Source organism: Agromyces excoecariae (genome assembly GCF_051715505.1).
In the GTDB taxonomy this organism is placed as follows: Bacteria; Actinomycetota; Actinomycetes; order Actinomycetales; family Microbacteriaceae; genus Agromyces.
Genome location: NZ_JBPSLA010000011.1, coordinates 282,719 through 296,805, shown reverse-complemented (window position 1 = coordinate 296,805; position 14,087 = coordinate 282,719). Strand labels below are relative to the sequence as shown.

General features: G+C 71.8%; 14 protein-coding genes. 7 read left to right on the top strand and 7 right to left on the bottom strand.

The genetic code is table 11. From position 1 onward, the window contains the following. Positions 1 to 77: 77 nt before the first annotated feature. Together ACSJD1_RS11615 and ACSJD1_RS11610 are read right to left on the bottom strand one after the other, a co-directional pair. Positions 78 to 1,052: a metallophosphoesterase gene (locus ACSJD1_RS11615; protein ID WP_438855458.1), complete on the bottom strand. Its 975-nt coding sequence runs from the start codon at positions 1,050 to 1,052 to the stop codon at positions 78 to 80. Continuing rightward, on the bottom strand, positions 1,052 to 3,646 hold the full coding sequence (locus tag ACSJD1_RS11610; protein WP_438855457.1) for a transglycosylase domain-containing protein: 2,595 nt from the start codon (positions 3,644 to 3,646) through the stop codon (positions 1,052 to 1,054). The genes ACSJD1_RS11615 and ACSJD1_RS11610 overlap by 1 nt, the downstream gene beginning before the upstream one ends. A 135-nt stretch (positions 3,647 to 3,781) precedes the next feature. On the opposite strand from ACSJD1_RS11610, the gene ACSJD1_RS11605 reads away from it, so the two are divergent. Together ACSJD1_RS11605 and ACSJD1_RS11600 are read left to right on the top strand one after the other, a co-directional pair. Continuing rightward, positions 3,782 to 4,009, top strand: a complete 228-nt coding sequence (locus ACSJD1_RS11605) for a DUF4177 domain-containing protein (RefSeq protein ID WP_155052648.1) — start codon at positions 3,782 to 3,784, stop codon at positions 4,007 to 4,009. Beyond that, positions 4,009 to 4,479 (top strand): RidA family protein, encoded by a 471-nt coding sequence (locus ACSJD1_RS11600; protein ID WP_438855456.1) that lies wholly within the window; start codon positions 4,009 to 4,011, stop codon positions 4,477 to 4,479. Before ACSJD1_RS11605 ends, ACSJD1_RS11600 begins: the two co-directional genes overlap by 1 nt. 101 nt (positions 4,480 to 4,580) lie before the next feature. Here ACSJD1_RS11600 and acs read toward each other — a convergent pair whose 3' ends face one another. Then, complete coding sequence (gene acs, locus ACSJD1_RS11595) at positions 4,581 to 6,533, bottom strand: acetate--CoA ligase (RefSeq protein ID WP_438855455.1); 1,953 nt, start codon at positions 6,531 to 6,533, stop codon at positions 4,581 to 4,583. A 587-nt stretch (positions 6,534 to 7,120) separates the two neighbouring features. Here acs and ACSJD1_RS11590 point away from each other — a divergent pair. Genes ACSJD1_RS11590 through ACSJD1_RS11570 form a run of 5 tightly spaced genes read left to right on the top strand, consistent with a single transcriptional unit; the run spans position 7,121 to position 10,216 of the window. Continuing rightward, on the top strand, positions 7,121 to 8,200 hold the full coding sequence (locus ACSJD1_RS11590) for a TadA family conjugal transfer-associated ATPase (protein WP_438855454.1): 1,080 nt from the start codon (positions 7,121 to 7,123) through the stop codon (positions 8,198 to 8,200). Then, the gene (locus ACSJD1_RS11585) at positions 8,194 to 9,207 is read left to right on the top strand and encodes a type II secretion system F family protein (protein ID WP_438855453.1); all 1,014 of its coding nucleotides are present in this window, start codon (positions 8,194 to 8,196) and stop codon (positions 9,205 to 9,207) included. The genes ACSJD1_RS11590 and ACSJD1_RS11585 overlap by 7 nt, the downstream gene beginning before the upstream one ends. Before the next feature lie 58 nt (positions 9,208 to 9,265). Next, positions 9,266 to 9,511, top strand: a complete 246-nt coding sequence (locus ACSJD1_RS11580; protein WP_438855452.1) for a DUF4244 domain-containing protein — start codon at positions 9,266 to 9,268, stop codon at positions 9,509 to 9,511. A 16-nt stretch (positions 9,512 to 9,527) separates the two neighbouring features. Further along, complete coding sequence (locus tag ACSJD1_RS11575; protein WP_438855451.1) at positions 9,528 to 9,836, top strand: TadE family type IV pilus minor pilin; 309 nt, start codon at positions 9,528 to 9,530, stop codon at positions 9,834 to 9,836. Further along, the gene (locus ACSJD1_RS11570; RefSeq protein ID WP_438855450.1) at positions 9,833 to 10,216 is read left to right on the top strand and encodes an Rv3654c family TadE-like protein; all 384 of its coding nucleotides are present in this window, start codon (positions 9,833 to 9,835) and stop codon (positions 10,214 to 10,216) included. Before ACSJD1_RS11575 ends, ACSJD1_RS11570 begins: the two co-directional genes overlap by 4 nt. An 81-nt stretch (positions 10,217 to 10,297) precedes the next feature. On the opposite strand, the gene ACSJD1_RS11565 is transcribed toward ACSJD1_RS11570, so the two are convergent. Genes ACSJD1_RS11565 through pdhA form a run of 4 tightly spaced genes read right to left on the bottom strand, consistent with a single transcriptional unit; the run spans position 10,298 to position 14,085 of the window. Continuing rightward, entirely contained in the window at positions 10,298 to 10,540 is a 243-nt protein-coding gene (locus ACSJD1_RS11565; RefSeq protein ID WP_438855449.1) for an acyl carrier protein, read from the bottom strand. Next, positions 10,537 to 12,096 carry a 2-oxo acid dehydrogenase subunit E2 gene (locus ACSJD1_RS11560; protein WP_438855448.1) on the bottom strand — a complete coding sequence of 520 codons (1,560 nt, stop codon included), beginning with the start codon at positions 12,094 to 12,096 and terminating at the stop codon, positions 10,537 to 10,539. The genes ACSJD1_RS11565 and ACSJD1_RS11560 overlap by 4 nt, the downstream gene beginning before the upstream one ends. Then, the gene (locus tag ACSJD1_RS11555; protein ID WP_438855447.1) at positions 12,089 to 13,087 is read right to left on the bottom strand and encodes an alpha-ketoacid dehydrogenase subunit beta; all 999 of its coding nucleotides are present in this window, start codon (positions 13,085 to 13,087) and stop codon (positions 12,089 to 12,091) included. The genes ACSJD1_RS11560 and ACSJD1_RS11555 overlap by 8 nt, the downstream gene beginning before the upstream one ends. Then, on the bottom strand, positions 13,084 to 14,085 hold the full coding sequence (gene pdhA, locus ACSJD1_RS11550; RefSeq protein WP_438855446.1) for a pyruvate dehydrogenase (acetyl-transferring) E1 component subunit alpha: 1,002 nt from the start codon (positions 14,083 to 14,085) through the stop codon (positions 13,084 to 13,086). The genes ACSJD1_RS11555 and pdhA overlap by 4 nt, the downstream gene beginning before the upstream one ends. Between the last annotated feature and the right edge of the window lie 2 nt (positions 14,086 to 14,087).

Below are 14,087 nucleotides of genomic sequence, written 5' to 3'. Positions count from 1 at the left end.
GAAGGCCTCAACCAGCATAGCCGAGATTCAGCGTGCTCCTGACCACCCGCCATCGTCGCGAACCGACGCGGGCGGCATCACGTGCTCGCGACGAGCGTCATCAGCGTCGCCTCGGGCGGACACGCGAACCGGACCGGTGCCGTGATCGAGGTGCCGAGCCCGGCGGAGACGTTGAGGAAGGCGCTGCGCAGGCCGTGACGCCAGACACTCAGCCCGCTCGCCTGCGCGCGCGGGATGTCGCAGTTGGTGACGAGGGCGCCGAAGCCTGGTACGCAGACCTGTCCGCCGTGGGTATGGCCTGCGACGAGCAGCTGCGCGCCGTGGTTGACGAACGAGTTCAGCACGCGCCGGTACGGCGCGTGCGTGACGCCGATGGTCACGGCAGGGCGCAGGGCCGCGCCGACCTCTCGATCCGGCCAGTCGTCGTCTCCGTAGGAGTCGCCGGCGCGCAGGTCGTCGATCGCGGCCGCGACGACCTCGAGGCGGTCGAACCCGCGATGCGGATCATCGACGCCGAAGAACTCGAGATGCGTGCCGTTGACCTCGAGCGAGGCCGCCGCGTTGTCCAGATCGAGCCAGCCGAGCTCGTGGAAGAAGGCGTGGAGCGCATCGATGTCGAGGGGCTCGGCTCGCCTGACGATGCCGGAAGGGCCGCCGAAGTACGTGAACGGGTTCTTCAGGACCGGGCCGAAGTAGTCGTTGGATCCGTTGACGAAGACGCCGGGCACATCGCGGAACGGCGCGAGCGCCCGGCGGACGCCCTCGAGCCCTCGGCGATGTCCGAGGTTGTCCCCGGTGTCGATCACCAGGTCCGGTCGGAGGTCGGCCAGCGACGCGATCCACTCCTGCTTGTCGCGCTGCCAGGGCGCCATGTGCAGGTCGGAGATGTGGAGCACCCGGATCGGATCGGATCCCGCGGGCAGCACCGGGATCTCGACGCGTCGGAGCGTGAACCGACGACGTTCGATGAGGGAACCCCAGGCGAGCGCGGCAGCGCCCGCCGCGCCGACCGCGAGAGCGATCCGCGCGACGGGCGTCAGGCCACGACCCATCAGTTGCCTTGGCCGGGGGCGTCTCCTCCGACGCCAGGGCCGCCGCCGGGGCTGGTCGAGAGTTTGCCGACCACGATCTGGACCCTGTCGCCCGACTTCACGGCGCTGCCGGAGTCCGGGGACTGGCTGATCACGATGCCGTCCTGGGCCGGATCGGTGACGTCCTGTTCCTGTCGGTTGACCTTGAAGCCGGCGTCCTTCAAGGTGTTCTCCGCCTCGTCTGCGGTCATGCCGACGACGTTCGGGAGGCCCGAGAGGTTGCCCCGGCTGACCTGGAGGCTGATGACCGCACCGCGACTCGCCGCACCGGAGGGCGACTGGGCTCCGATCGTGCCCTTCGGCCTGTCGGAATCCACTTCGCCGTCCATCCGCCAGCCGAATCCGGCCGACTCCAGGGCGCCCTGCGCCTCCTCGGGCGAGAGACCGAGCACATCCGGCACCGAGACCTGCGGCGCGTTCATCATCGACGAGGGCGGGTCCGCGAAGTCTCCGCCGCCGTAGCGGGCATTGGCCACCGACATGACGCGCGGCCAGATCTGGTGACGCAGGGAGGCAGCCTGGCCCGCATCGAAGTACGTGTCCCGGAGGTTCACGTGACCCGTGACGTTGAAGACGCCCACGACCGTCGCGACCTTGGTCGAGGCCCCGCTCATCCACGTCGCCTCGGCGTTGTCGGTCGTACCCGTCTTGCCGATCATCGGGACCCACGGGTAGGTGTTGCCACCCGACGCCGCGGCGGTTCCGCCCTCGATGGTCTTCTGCATCGCGTAGGCCGTGCCGGCCGCGACCTCGGGGGTGAGGGCCTGCGTGCACTCGGACTTCGGCGGCTCGATCTCGGTTCCGTCCTGCTTGGTGATCTTGTCGATGGCGATCGGCGAGCACGACTTGCCGGCGCCCGCGATGCCCGCGAATGCCGTGGCCATCGAGAGGGGGGCGACCTCGTTCGTGCCGAGCACGGCCGAGGGGAACTGCGAGAGCGGATCGTAGTCCGCACGGTGGACCCCGAGCGCCTCGGCGGTCTTCGCGATGCCGCAGAGATCGAGCTCCTTGGCCATCGCCACGAAGCCGGTGTTGTACGAGTTCATCGTGTTCTCGACGGCGGTCCAGTATCCGCCGGGGCTGAAGTCGTCGTTCTTGGGGCCCCATCCGTCGCCGCTCATGGTGCCTTCGCAGCTGTTGTTGAACGAACCCCAGTTTTCGCGGAAGCGGGCGTCGACCGCCTCGTTGAGCGCGTGTCCCTCCTTCAGCCACTCGGCCAGGGTGAAGACCTTGTACGTCGAACCGGGCTGGAACCCGCTCGAGCCGCCGTAGTCGATGTCGGTGTTGTAGTTCACCGCGGTGTAGTTGCGACCGCTCTCGAGGACCGTGGGGTCGGCGGAGTAGTCCTTGTTCTGCGCCATCGCGAGGATGCGACCGGTCCCGACCTCGACGCTGACGACGGTACCGCCGATGTCGACGCCGTCGGCCACCTTCGGCACGTTGTCGTTGAGCGCGCCGATCGCCTCGTTCTGCAGCGTGAGGTCGATGGTCGTGTAGATGTCGAGGCCGCCCGTCTGGAGCAGCTGGCGCCCCTCGTTCACGTCGGTGGTCTCGGGGTCGTCGAACTTGTTCTTGATCTCCCACGTGACGTAGTCGCAGAAGAAGGCGTAGCCGCGCGCCGTCGAGCAGCCCGTGCTCGGCTCGGTGATCGCAGGTGCGACGGGCTCGGCGACGGCGGCGTCGTGCTCCTCCTGGGTGATCTTCTTCTCGTCGAGCATCTCCTGGAGGATGTAGTCGCGACGGTCCTTGTTCGCCGCGTACGGCGTCGGGTTGCCGGCGGGGTCGACCGAGTTCGTGCCGTTGGACTCGCTGTCGGGGTAGTCGAGGCGGAACTTCTCCGGGTTGTTCACGATCGCGATGAGGCTCGCGGCCTGCGCGAGCGTCAGGTCGCGGGCGTTCGTCCCGAAGTAGTACTGTGCGGCCGCCTGCACGCCGTACACGCGTCCGCCGAAGTGCGCGATGTTGAGGTAGCCGCGGAGGATGTCGTCCTTGGAGGACTTCTTCTCGAGCGCGATCGCGTACCGGATCTCCTTGAGCTTGCGCTCGGCGCTGACCTCGGTCGCCGCGTCGTACGCGGCCTGCTTCTCCTCCTCGGTCGTCGCCTCGGAGACGCCGTTGTTGATCAGCACGTTCTTCACGTACTGCTGGGTGATCGACGATCCGCCCTGCGTGTCCTGGCCGATGACCGTGCTCAGCGCGCCGCGCACCGTGCCCTGGATGTCGACCCCGCCGTGCGAGTAGAAGCGGGGGTCCTCACCGGCGACGGCCGCGTCCTTGAGGTACTGGGAGATGTAGTCCCACGCGACCTCTTCGCGGTTCTCGTCGTAGAAGCTGGCCATCTCGGACGGACGGCCGTCCACCATGGCGTAGATCGTCGACTTCTGCGAGAGGTCGTCGATCTCGAGATACCCCGGGAGGTTCTCGAACATGTTGATGCTGTTGTTCGCGGCCATGCCCGTGACGGCGAGCGCAGGGGTGACCGCGGCGGTGACCAGCACGCCGGCGAGTGCGCTCATGCCGACGAAGCCGAGGATTCCCGCGGCGGCATCGCTCATCGTTCGATTTTGGGCAGACATAGAGTGGAGCCTAACTGAGGAAGGCTGGCAAAATCCGGCATGCCGAGGGGCCGCAGCGCCCACGGCCGGCTCGAGCCTCAGGATAGCCGCCCGTTCCGACACCGAGGAGACGCCATGCCCGCATGGGAGTACATCACCACCCCGCTGCTCATCCACAACACCGCCGCGATCCTGAACAACTGGGGGTCGGAAGGCTGGGAACTGGTGCAGGTCGTGCAGGGTCCCGAGGGTGGGCTCGTCGCCTACCTGAAGCGTCCCGTCGGCGGGGAGTCGTCGGTTGCGGCATCCGCCGGCCAGGCCGCGGCCGCGCAGGCCGCCAAGCAGTTCGAGGGCGACGCCTGATGGGCGCCGTCGAGGACCGCCTGGCCGAGCTCGGCGTCGAGCTGCCGGCCGTGGCGGCGCCGGTGGCCGCCTACGTGCCCGCCGTCGTGACGGGCAACCTCGTCTTCACCTCGGGCCAGCTCCCGTTCGTCGCGGGCGCGCTGCCGGCGACCGGCAAGGTCGGCGAGGGCCACGGTCTCGTGCCGGCCGACGACGCGAAGGGGTACGCGCGCCTCTGCGCGCTGAACGCCCTCGCCGCGGTGAAGGCGGAGCTCGGCTCGCTGGAGCGCGTCACCCGCGTCGTCAAGGTCGTCGGGTTCGTGGCATCCGACCCCGCCTTCGCCGGTCAGCCCGGCGTCGTCAACGGCGCGTCGGAGTTCATCGGCGAGGTCTTCGGAGATGCCGGCCGTCACGCGCGTTCGGCGGTCGGCGTCGCGGTGCTCCCGCTCGACGCACCCGTCGAGGTGGAGCTCGTCGTCGAGTTCGCATAGCGGGTCGCCGCCCGCCTCGGGGCCCGGGGCCGGCACGGCGCCCCTGCGACGACGGATGCCGTGGCCGGAACCCCGGCCGCGGCATCCGCCGTTCGATCGGGTCAGCGCACCTGGGCGCTGATGACCTCCATGATCGAGGTGTCGGCGAGGGTCGTCGTGTCGCCGACCTCGCGGCCCTCGGCGAGGTCGCGAAGCAGTCGCCGCATGATCTTGCCGGAGCGCGTCTTCGGCAGCTCGTTGACGATGAAGACCTGGCGCGGGCGGGCGATTGCACCGATCTGGGTCGCGACGTGCTTGCGGAGCTCCTCGCTCGCCTCGAACGGGTCGGTCACGTGCGAGACCTGGCTGGCCTTGAGGATCACGAACGCGACGACGGCCTGGCCCGTGGTCTCGTCGGAGGCACCCACGACGGCGGCCTCGGCGGTCCACGGGTGCGCGACGAGCGACGACTCGATCTCGGCGGTCGACAGGCGGTGGCCCGAGACGTTCATGACGTCGTCGACGCGGCCGAGCAGCCAGATGTCGCCGTCCTCGTCGCGGCGCGCGCCGTCGCCGGCGAAGTACTTGTCGCCGAACTTCTCCCAGTACGTCTCCTTGAAGCGCTCAGGGTCGCCCCAGATGCCCCGCAGCATCGACGGCCACGGCTCGGTGGCGACGAGCAGGCCTCCGCCCTCGCCTTCGACGGCCGTGCCGTCGTCGTCGAGGATGTCGATCGAGATGCCGGGCACGGGCACCTGCGCCGAGCCCGGCTTCAGGTCGGTGACCCCGGGCAGCGCCGAGATCATGATCGCGCCCGTCTCGGTCTGCCACCACGTATCGACGACCGGGATCGAGCCGCCGCCGATGACGTGGCGGTACCAGATCCAGGCCTCGGGGTTGATCGGCTCGCCGACCGAGCCGAGGAGGCGGAGGGTGCGCAGGTTGAACTCGTGCGGGATCTGGCGGCCGAGCTTCATGAACGAGCGGATGGCGGTCGGCGCCGTGTACAGGATCGTGACGCCGTACTTCTCGACGATCTCCCACCAGCGGCCGGGGTGCGGCGTGTCGGGCGTGCCCTCGTAGAGCACCTGGGTGGCGCCGTTCGCGAGCGGGCCGTAGACGACGTAGGAGTGCCCGGTGATCCAGCCGACGTCGGCCGTGCACCAGTACACGTCGCGCTCGGGGTGGAGGTCGAACACGTTCCGGTGCGTGAACGCCGCCTGCGTGAGGTAGCCGCCCGAGGTGTGCAGGATGCCCTTCGGCTTCCCGGTCGTGCCCGAGGTGTAGAGGATGAAGAGCGGGTGCTCCGCCTCGAAGGCCTGCGCCTCGTGCTCGTTCGACGCGGTCGCGACGCTCTCGTGCCACCACACGTCGCGGTCGGCGTTCCAGTCGACCTCGTTCTCGCCGCGGCGGACGACGAGCACGTTCCGGACGCTGCCCGCGGACTTCTCCAGCGCCTCGTCGACGACCGGCTTCAGCGGGAACACGCGGCCCTTGCGGTACCCGCCGTCGGCGGTGATGACGACGGATGCCTCGGCGTCGTCGATGCGCGACGCGAGGCTGTCGGCGCTGAATCCGCCGAAGACGACCGAGTGGATGGCGCCGAGGCGCGCCACGGCGAGCATCGACACGACGGCCTCGGGGATCATCGGAAGGTAGATGGCGACGCGGTCGCCTTCGCTGACGCCGAGGTCGGCGAGGGTGTTCGCCGCACGCTTGACCTCGTCGGTCAGCTCGGCGTACGTGATGTCGCGGGAGTCGCCCGGCTCGCCCTCCCAGTGCAGGGCCACCCGGTCGCCGAGGCCGTTCTCGACGTGGCGGTCGAGGCAGTTGACGGCGACGTTCAGCTCGCCGTCGTCGAACCACTTCGCGAACGGCGGGTTCGACCAGTCGAGCGTGCGGGTGAAGGGCTTCTCCCACTGGAGCAGCGTGCGGGCCTGGTCGGCCCAGAACTCGAGCCGGTCGGCGCGAGCGGCATCGTAGAGGCCCTCGTCGGCGACGGCCTGGGCGGCGAACTCGGGACTCGGGCGGAAGCGCCGGATCTCCTCGAGCGCGTGATCGATCTGCGCGTTCATAGTGGTGCGATCGCTCCTTCGCGAAGTATTCAGATGACGGGTCGCCTGCCCCACACAGCACCATAGCGCCCGCACCCCGATGTTTCGCTGCGTGTGTCGCGTGCGGAGCGCGCCGGCGGGCATACGCTGGGCAGGCGCGAGGGGGCGCGACGGTCGGACGGCATCCGCCCCGTGACACCCGAGGTCTGGGCTTCCGTCCCCGATCCGGTGCGGAAACCGTCGTGCTCGGCGGGTTCCACCGTCGATTTCCGTCGACATCCTCTCAGTGACTGGAGGATCTCGCAGAGAATTCTGTGCGTCCGCACAAATGAGGACAGAAAGTACTTGCGCATGGATCTCAAGCCCATACACTGATGTACGCCCGAACGACTTCGATTCGAGGCCTGCAGCGTTCGCGATTCCCCCCAATCCGTTCGCTGCCGAGGCGGCACCTGTTCCCCCCAATGGGTGCCGCCCCCTTCTTTTAACGCGGCGTCGCCGATGCCGACCGCACGAGCTCTCCTCCACAACGGCGTGGTGGGGAGCTCGTCTCGTTTCCGGACGCCTTCGTCGCGGCGGCCCATCGGTGCGCGCCTAGCGTCGACCGCATGTCCGCCCCATTCGTCGCCGTCCCATCATGGGAGGCCGATGCCGCGCCCGAGTGGGCGCCGCCCGGCGTCGAGCGGGGGGCGCATGCTCACGACGTCACCGGCGTGCGGCATCCGACGGCGGCCCGGGCGGCCTCCGACGCCGCCCGGGGCATCCGACCCGACGTCGCCGTGCTCGGCCCGCTCGCGCCGTACGCGGCCGACGACGACGTGACCGACCTGTTCGTGAACGGCGAGCACGGGTTGTGGGTCGATCGAGGGAGCGGGGCGGAGCGCCACGCCGGATGGAGCGCCGGCGAGGCCGAGGTTCGGGCGCTCGCCGTGCACCTCGTCGCTCGCGGCGGCCGCCACATCGACGAGGCCACGCCCGCCGTCGACGTCAGGCTCGGAGAGGGCATCCGCATTCACGCCGTGCTGCCCCCGGTGTCGGGCTCGGGCACGCTGCTCTCCGTCCGGGTGCCGCGGGCCGGCGGAGCGAGCCTCAGCGACCTCAGCCGGTCGGGGATGCTCGATCCCCAGCAGGAACGTCGACTCCGCGACGCGGTGCGCGCCCGCCGCAACCTGTTGATCACGGGCGCGGGCGGCACCGGCAAGACCACGCTGCTCGGCGCCCTCCTCGGCGAGGCCCCGGCCGGGGATCGCATCGTGCTGCTCGAAGACGTGTCGGAGCTGAGGCCGGCGCACCCGCACGTGGTCTCGCTCGAGGCGAGGCAGGCGAACCTCGAGGGGACGGGGCGGATCGGACTCGACGTGCTGTTGCGCGAGGCGTTGCGCATGCGACCCGACCGGCTGGTCGTCGGGGAGTGCCGCGGCCCCGAGTTGCGCGACCTGCTGGCGGCGTTGAACACCGGCCACGACGGCGGCGCCGGCACGCTGCACGCGAACTCGCTCTCCGACGTGCCCGCACGGCTCGAGGCGCTCGGTGCCACCGCCGGCATGTCGACCGAGGCCGTCGCGCGCCAGGCGGTGAGCGCATTCGACCTCGTCGTGCACCTTGCGCGGATCGACGGTCGTCGTCGGATCGAGGGGATCGGCGAGTTCCGGCTCCACGGCGACCGGTTGGAGGTGGAGGGGTGCTGAGCCGTGGGGAGACGCCGCCCATCGCCGCGCGGCTCCGACCGCGGTCCGCGGATGCATCGACCGGACCCGACCGGGTGGCGGGGATCGCGGAGCGACTCGCAGCGCTGCTGTCGGCCGGGCTCGCTCCGGCGACGGCGTGGGCCGCGCTCGACGTGCCGACGGATGCGGGAGCCGGCCGCACGCGTCCGGACCCGGCCGCGGACGCCGACGCGGCCGTGATCGCCGGCGCGGCTCGAGCGGCGGCCGACGGGGGGCCGATCGCCGCGGCCGTCGCGAAGGCACGCACCTCCAACCCTCGGGCGGCCGCCGCATGGGACGTGCTCGCCGCGGCGTGGGCGGTGGCGGATGCCTCGGGTGCGCCCCTCGCGCGCTGTCTCTCGATGCTCGCCGCAACCCTGCGCGACGAGGCGCAACTGCGCCGGGAGGCAGCCGCGCTCCTCGCCGGCCCGGCCGCCAGCGCGCGACTCGTCGCGGCGCTGCCCCTGATCGCCGTCGCCTTCGGCGCCCTGCTCGGATTCGACACGATCGGCGTCCTGGTCGGCGGTCCGGTCGGAGCGGCCTGCGTCGTCGGGGGTTCCGGGCTGCTCTGGGGTGGCTCGCGCTGGAATCGGGTCCTCGTGCGGCGAGCCGCCGTCGAGCACCCGGACGCCGGGCTCGAACTCGAACTGATCGCCATGGCGCTGTCGGGCGGCGCATCGGTCGCCCGAGCCGAGCGGATCGCGCACGAGGCGCTCGCGCGCCACCTGGCCGCCTCGCCTCGACCAGGTTCTGCGCGATCCGTGGTCGCCCTCGCCGAGCGGGCCGGCGCGCCGGTCGCCGACCTGCTCCGTGCCGAGGCGGCCGGGCTCCGGGGCGCGGCTCGCGCCGAGGGCGCTGCACGAGCCGCTCGCCTCGGCGTGCGACTGATGCTCCCGCTCGGCTGCTGCGTGCTGCCGGCGTTCGTCCTGCTCGGCGTCGTCCCGCTCATGATCTCCGTCGTCACGGGCACCCTCGGCGGTGCGTCGTGACGACGACCCGACTCGTGCCACCGTCGCCGCGCCGTGCGGCAGAGAGAAGGAGAACCGCATGCACCCGACACCACCCGCAGCCCGTTCCGTCCGCGGACTCGGCCCCCGATCCGGCTTCCGCCGCCGTCGCCTCGCATCGGTCGCTCGGCGCCTCGCAGGTGAGCGCGGCGCCGCGACCGCGGAGTACGCCGTCGCGACGATGGCGGCCGTCGGGTTCGCCGGGTTGCTCGTCGTCATCCTCCGTGGCGACGAGGTCCGCGGCATCCTCACCGACCTCGTGCGGAATGCGCTCACGGTCGGCTGAGGCCGAGCAGGGCAGCGTGACGGCGGAGTTCGCCGTCGCGCTGCCCGCGATCGCGCTCGTGCTCGCCGCGGTGCTCGCGTCGGTGCATGCGGTCGCCCTGCAGGTCCGACTCGCGGACGCCGCGGCGGATGCCGCTCGAGCGCTCGGCCGCGGCGAGACGGCCGAGATCGCGGCCGGGATCGCGGGGCGGCACGTCGGCACCGCGAGCCTCGTGGTCGGCGAGGAGGGCGCTGTCGTCTGCGCGACGCTGTCGGCCGGACTCGGAGGAGTGCTCGCGGCGGTCGAACTGACGGCGGAGTCGTGCGCGATGCGGGGCGGACTGTGAGCGACCGCTGCGCCGGCACCCCGCACCGTGGCCGGAAGATCGTCGGCGACGCGGGCGCGGCGACCGTCGCGGCGGTGGGCGTCGTCGGAGCCGTCGTACTGCTGGCCGTGGCGGTGATCTGGGTCCTGGGAGCGTCGATCGCCGCGCAGGAGGCCGCGAACGCCGCCGATGCCTCGGCGCTCGCCGCCGCGGATGCGTTGAGCGGCGCGGTCGCCGGGGAGCCGTGCGTGCTGGCCGGGGAACTCGCGCAGCGGAACGGTGCGACGGTGATCGAGTGCCGTGCTGACGGACCCGTCGCCGTCGTCTCGGTCGTCGTCCGGCACGGTGCGATGCGCGCCTCGGCGTCTGCGCGCGCGGGGCCGCCGGGATGGGCGGATTGACCGGCCTCGCGGTCGTCGATGCCGCGAACGTTCGGTCGCGTGCACCGACGTTCGCGACCGGTGTGGGAGCCCGGACGCAGGTCAGCCTCGAGCAGCGATGTAGTCGATGAGCGAACGCACGGTCGTGAGGTCCCGGTAGTCGTCCTCGGGCGTCGACACGCCCGTCGACCCGGCCAGGACCTCCAGCACCCGGAGGAAGTCGAGGGAATCGAGTTCCAGGTCCTGGCGCAACCTCGCGCCCGGATCGAGGTCGTCGGGCTCGACGTCGGGAGCGATCTCGTGGAGGGCGGCGAACACGGCGGCCCGCGCATCGGTCTCGTTCACAGTTCCTCCGGTTTCTGCAGCAGTTCGTCGACGCGGGCGAGGAAGCGACCGCCCCGGAGGCCGTCGCTCACGCGATGGTCGGCAGAGAGCGTCGCCGTGACGATGGGGCGGACCCCGAGCAGCCCGTTCTGCGCCCACGGCCGCTCGACCACGCGCCCGAACCCGACCAGCGCCACCTGCGGTGCGTAGATCACGCCGAAGACCGACTCGACGCCGAGTTCGCCGAGGTTCGTGACCGTGATCGTCGGGTCGGCCATCTCGTCTCGTCGCAGTCGACCGGCCCGCGCTCGTCCGACCAGGTCGCGCAGCGCGGCCATCACCTCGTTCGGGGCGAGGCGGTCGGCATCGTGGATCGCGGGAGCCACGAGCCCGCCGCCGCGCAGCGCGACGGCGACGCCCAGGTGCACGGCCTCGCTCCTCCGGAACTCGCCGTCGACGAAGAACCCGTTCATCTCGGGTACGTCGCGCGCGGCACGTGCGCTCGCCGCCAGGAGCAGCGCTGCCGGGACGAGGCGCTCGGCGATCGGACGTCCGGCGTTCGCCTCGCGCATCCAGTCGAGGGCCGCGCCGAGGTCGATGCTCGTGCTGAGGTAGTAGTGCGGGATCTCGCGCTTCGAACGCGACATCAGCGCGCCGATCGCCCGTCGGAGGCCGGCGACGCGCTCGCCGGCGCTCGACGTGACGGACGCCGCTCGCGTCTCGCTCGCGCCGTCCGATTCCGGCGGGCGTCGCCGAGGCCCGCCTCGCTCCGCGCGCGTCGAGTCGTCCTTCGCGCGCGCCGCGGGCTCGGCCCCATCCGCCGGGGCTGGGCGCGCCGCAGCGTCGCGCCGAAGGTCGGCCTCGGTGACGGCTCCACCCGGACCGGTGCCCTCGACCTCGGCGAGGTCGACGCCGAGTTCCCCGGCGAGTCGACGGGCGCGGGGCGACGAGCGCACGCGTGGCGCCCCGATCCCGGGCGTCGGGAGGGCGGTCGCGATCGTCGCGGGAGTCGGACCGGAAGCCCCGCGCAGCCGTTGGGCGGCAGCCTCCACGTCGGCCCGGGTCACGGCGCCGTGCCGCCCGCTCCCGTGCAGGTCGTCGACCTCGACACCGAGCTGGTGGGCCAGGTGCCGGATCGGCGGGGCGACGGGCGGATGTCCGACCGGGACGTCCGCGTCCGGGATCGCGCGCGTCGCCGCCGACCCGGCCTCGGCCGGGAACCGGGCATCGGGCGCCGGCGCGCCTTCGGCGACCCGCCCGGCTTCGACTGCCGGCTCGGCCTCGGCGGCGGCCGCCGCCAGCGCATCCCCGGGTGCGTCGACCCCGACCGGGAGATCCGCCGGCGTCCCCGTCACCCGTGCGATCGGCGTTCCGACCGGGACGGTCTCGCCGAGTTCGACGAGGTACTCGGCGACGACGCCCTCCTCGAACGACTCGATCTCCATCACGGTCTTCTCGGTGTCCACTTCGGCGACGAGGTCGCCACGATGCACGTACTCGCCCGGCTTCACGAGCCACTCGACGACCTTGCCGTGCTCCATGTCGGCGCCGAGCGACGGCATCCGCAGCTCAGGCACGTCCGGCCACCGCCTCGTCCGCGCCGACGGCCGCCCGCGCGGCCGCGACCACGCGCTCCGCCGACGGCAGCGCAGCCTCCTCGAGGTGCTTCGCGTAGGGGACGGGCACCTCCTCACTGCACACCCGCCCGACCGGCGCGTCGAGGTCGTAGAACGCCGACTCCGTGATGCGCGCGCTGACCTCGGCCGAGAGGCTCCCACTGCGCCATCCCTCGTCGACGACGACCGCCCGGTGGGTCTTCGCAACGGTCGCGAGGATCGCGGCGTCGTCGAGCGGGCGCAGCGAGCGCAGGTCGAGCACCTCTGCATCGATCCCGGACGCGGCGAGCGTGTCCGCGGCCGCGAGCACCGTCGGCAGGGTGCCGCCGTACGTGATGAGCGAGATGTCCGCACCGTCACGGCGCACGGCGGCGTGGTCGATGTCGAGCGGACCCGCATCATCCGCCAGCTCCCCGGAGATGTTGTAGAGCGAGCCGTGCTCGAAGATCAGCACGGGGTCGGGGTCCTCGAGCGCCGTCCAGAGCATGCCGCGCGCGTCCTCGAGCGTGGCGGGGGCGAGGACCCGCAGGCCCGGGATGTGCGCCAGCCAGCCCTCGAGGCTGTGCGAGTGCTGCGCCGCGAGCTGGCGCCCCCCACCCGTCGTCATGCGGATCACGAGCGGCACGTTGAACTGCCCTCCCGACATGTGCAGCAGGGTGGCGGCGTTGTTCACGATCTGGTCGAGCGCGAGCAGGCTGAAGTTGACGGTCATGACCTCGACGATCGGTCGCATCCCGCCGAGCGCCGCGCCGATGCCCGCGCCCACGAACCCGGCTTCGGACAGGGGAGTGTCGCGGATGCGCTGCGGACCGAACTCCTCGAGCAGGCCGAGGCTGACGGCGAAGCCGCCGCCGTAGCGTCCCACGTCCTCGCCCATGAGGAACACGCGCTCGTCGCGCTGCATCGCGTCGCGCATGGCCGCGCGCATCGCCTCGCGGTACGTGGTCTTCACGGCGCGCCCCGCTCGCTGTGCACGAACCGTGCCAGGTCGGCAACGGGTTCGAGGGTCCCGGCCTCGGCGAACTCGACGGCTGCGTCGACCTCGGCGTCCACATCGCGCGAGAGCTCGGCCCACGCGGCCTGGTCGAGATGGCCGGATGCCTCCATCTCGCCCTTCAGCGACGCGATCGGGTCGCGCTCCATCCAGTGCTCGACCTCCGCCTTCTCGCGGTACCGTTCGGGATCGAACATGGAGTGCGCGCGGAAGCGGTAGGTCCGGAACTCGAGGAAGTGCGGGCCGCCGCCCGACCGGACCGCGTCGACCGCGCGACGGGCCGACTCCTCGACGGCGAGCACGTCCATGCCGTCGACGGCCCACGAGGCGACCTCGTACGAGGCGGCCTTGAGCGCGAGGTCGGTCTGCGACTCCGACCGCTCGAGCGCGGTGCCCATCGCGTAGAGGTTGTTCTCGCAGCAGAACAGCACGGGCAGGTCCCAGAGGGCGGCGAGGTTGAGGCTCTCGTGGAACTCTCCCTCGGCCATCGCGCCCTCGCCGAAGAAGCACACGGTCACGCGGTCGCGGCCGAGCATCCGGTCGGCGAGCGCCAGGCCGACCGCGAGGGGCAGCCCGCCGGCGACGATGGCGTTCCCGCCGTAGAAGCGCGTGCCGGCATCGAACAGGTGCATCGACCCGCCGCGTCCGCGGCAGCAGCCCTCGGCGTGGCCGTACATCTCGGCCATGATCGCGGTCGCCGGCACGCCCCGCAGCAGCGCGTGACCGTGTTCGCGATACGTGGCGACGACCGCGTCATCCGGTCGCAGCACCGACATCACGCCCGCGGCGACCGCCTCCTCGCCGATGTAGACGTGCAGGAACCCGCGGATCTTCGAGGCCGAGTACAGCTCCACGCAGCGCTCCTCGAGGCGTCGCACGCGCACCATCTGGCGCAGCAGGTCGACCGCGCGCTCGGGCTGCGACGTGATCCGGGCGGCGCGCTCCTCTGCGGTCATCG

Bases quoted from the DNA above. Each gene is read 5' to 3' on its own strand.
- ACSJD1_RS11615 (WP_438855458.1), bottom strand. From the start codon at position 1,052: ATGGGTCGTGGCCTGACGCCCGTCGCGCGGATCGCTCTCGCGGTCGGC.
- ACSJD1_RS11610 (WP_438855457.1), bottom strand. From the start codon at position 3,646: ATGAGCGATGCCGCCGCGGGAATCCTCGGCTTCGTCGGCATGAGCGCA.
- ACSJD1_RS11605 (WP_155052648.1), top strand. From the start codon at position 3,782: ATGCCCGCATGGGAGTACATCACCACCCCGCTGCTCATCCACAACACC.
- ACSJD1_RS11600 (WP_438855456.1), top strand. From the start codon at position 4,009: ATGGGCGCCGTCGAGGACCGCCTGGCCGAGCTCGGCGTCGAGCTGCCG.
- acs (WP_438855455.1), bottom strand. From the start codon at position 6,533: ATGAACGCGCAGATCGATCACGCGCTCGAGGAGATCCGGCGCTTCCGC.
- ACSJD1_RS11590 (WP_438855454.1), top strand. From the start codon at position 7,121: ATGTCCGCCCCATTCGTCGCCGTCCCATCATGGGAGGCCGATGCCGCG.
- ACSJD1_RS11580 (WP_438855452.1), top strand. From the start codon at position 9,266: ATGCACCCGACACCACCCGCAGCCCGTTCCGTCCGCGGACTCGGCCCC.
- pdhA (WP_438855446.1), bottom strand. From the start codon at position 14,085: ATGACCGCAGAGGAGCGCGCCGCCCGGATCACGTCGCAGCCCGAGCGC.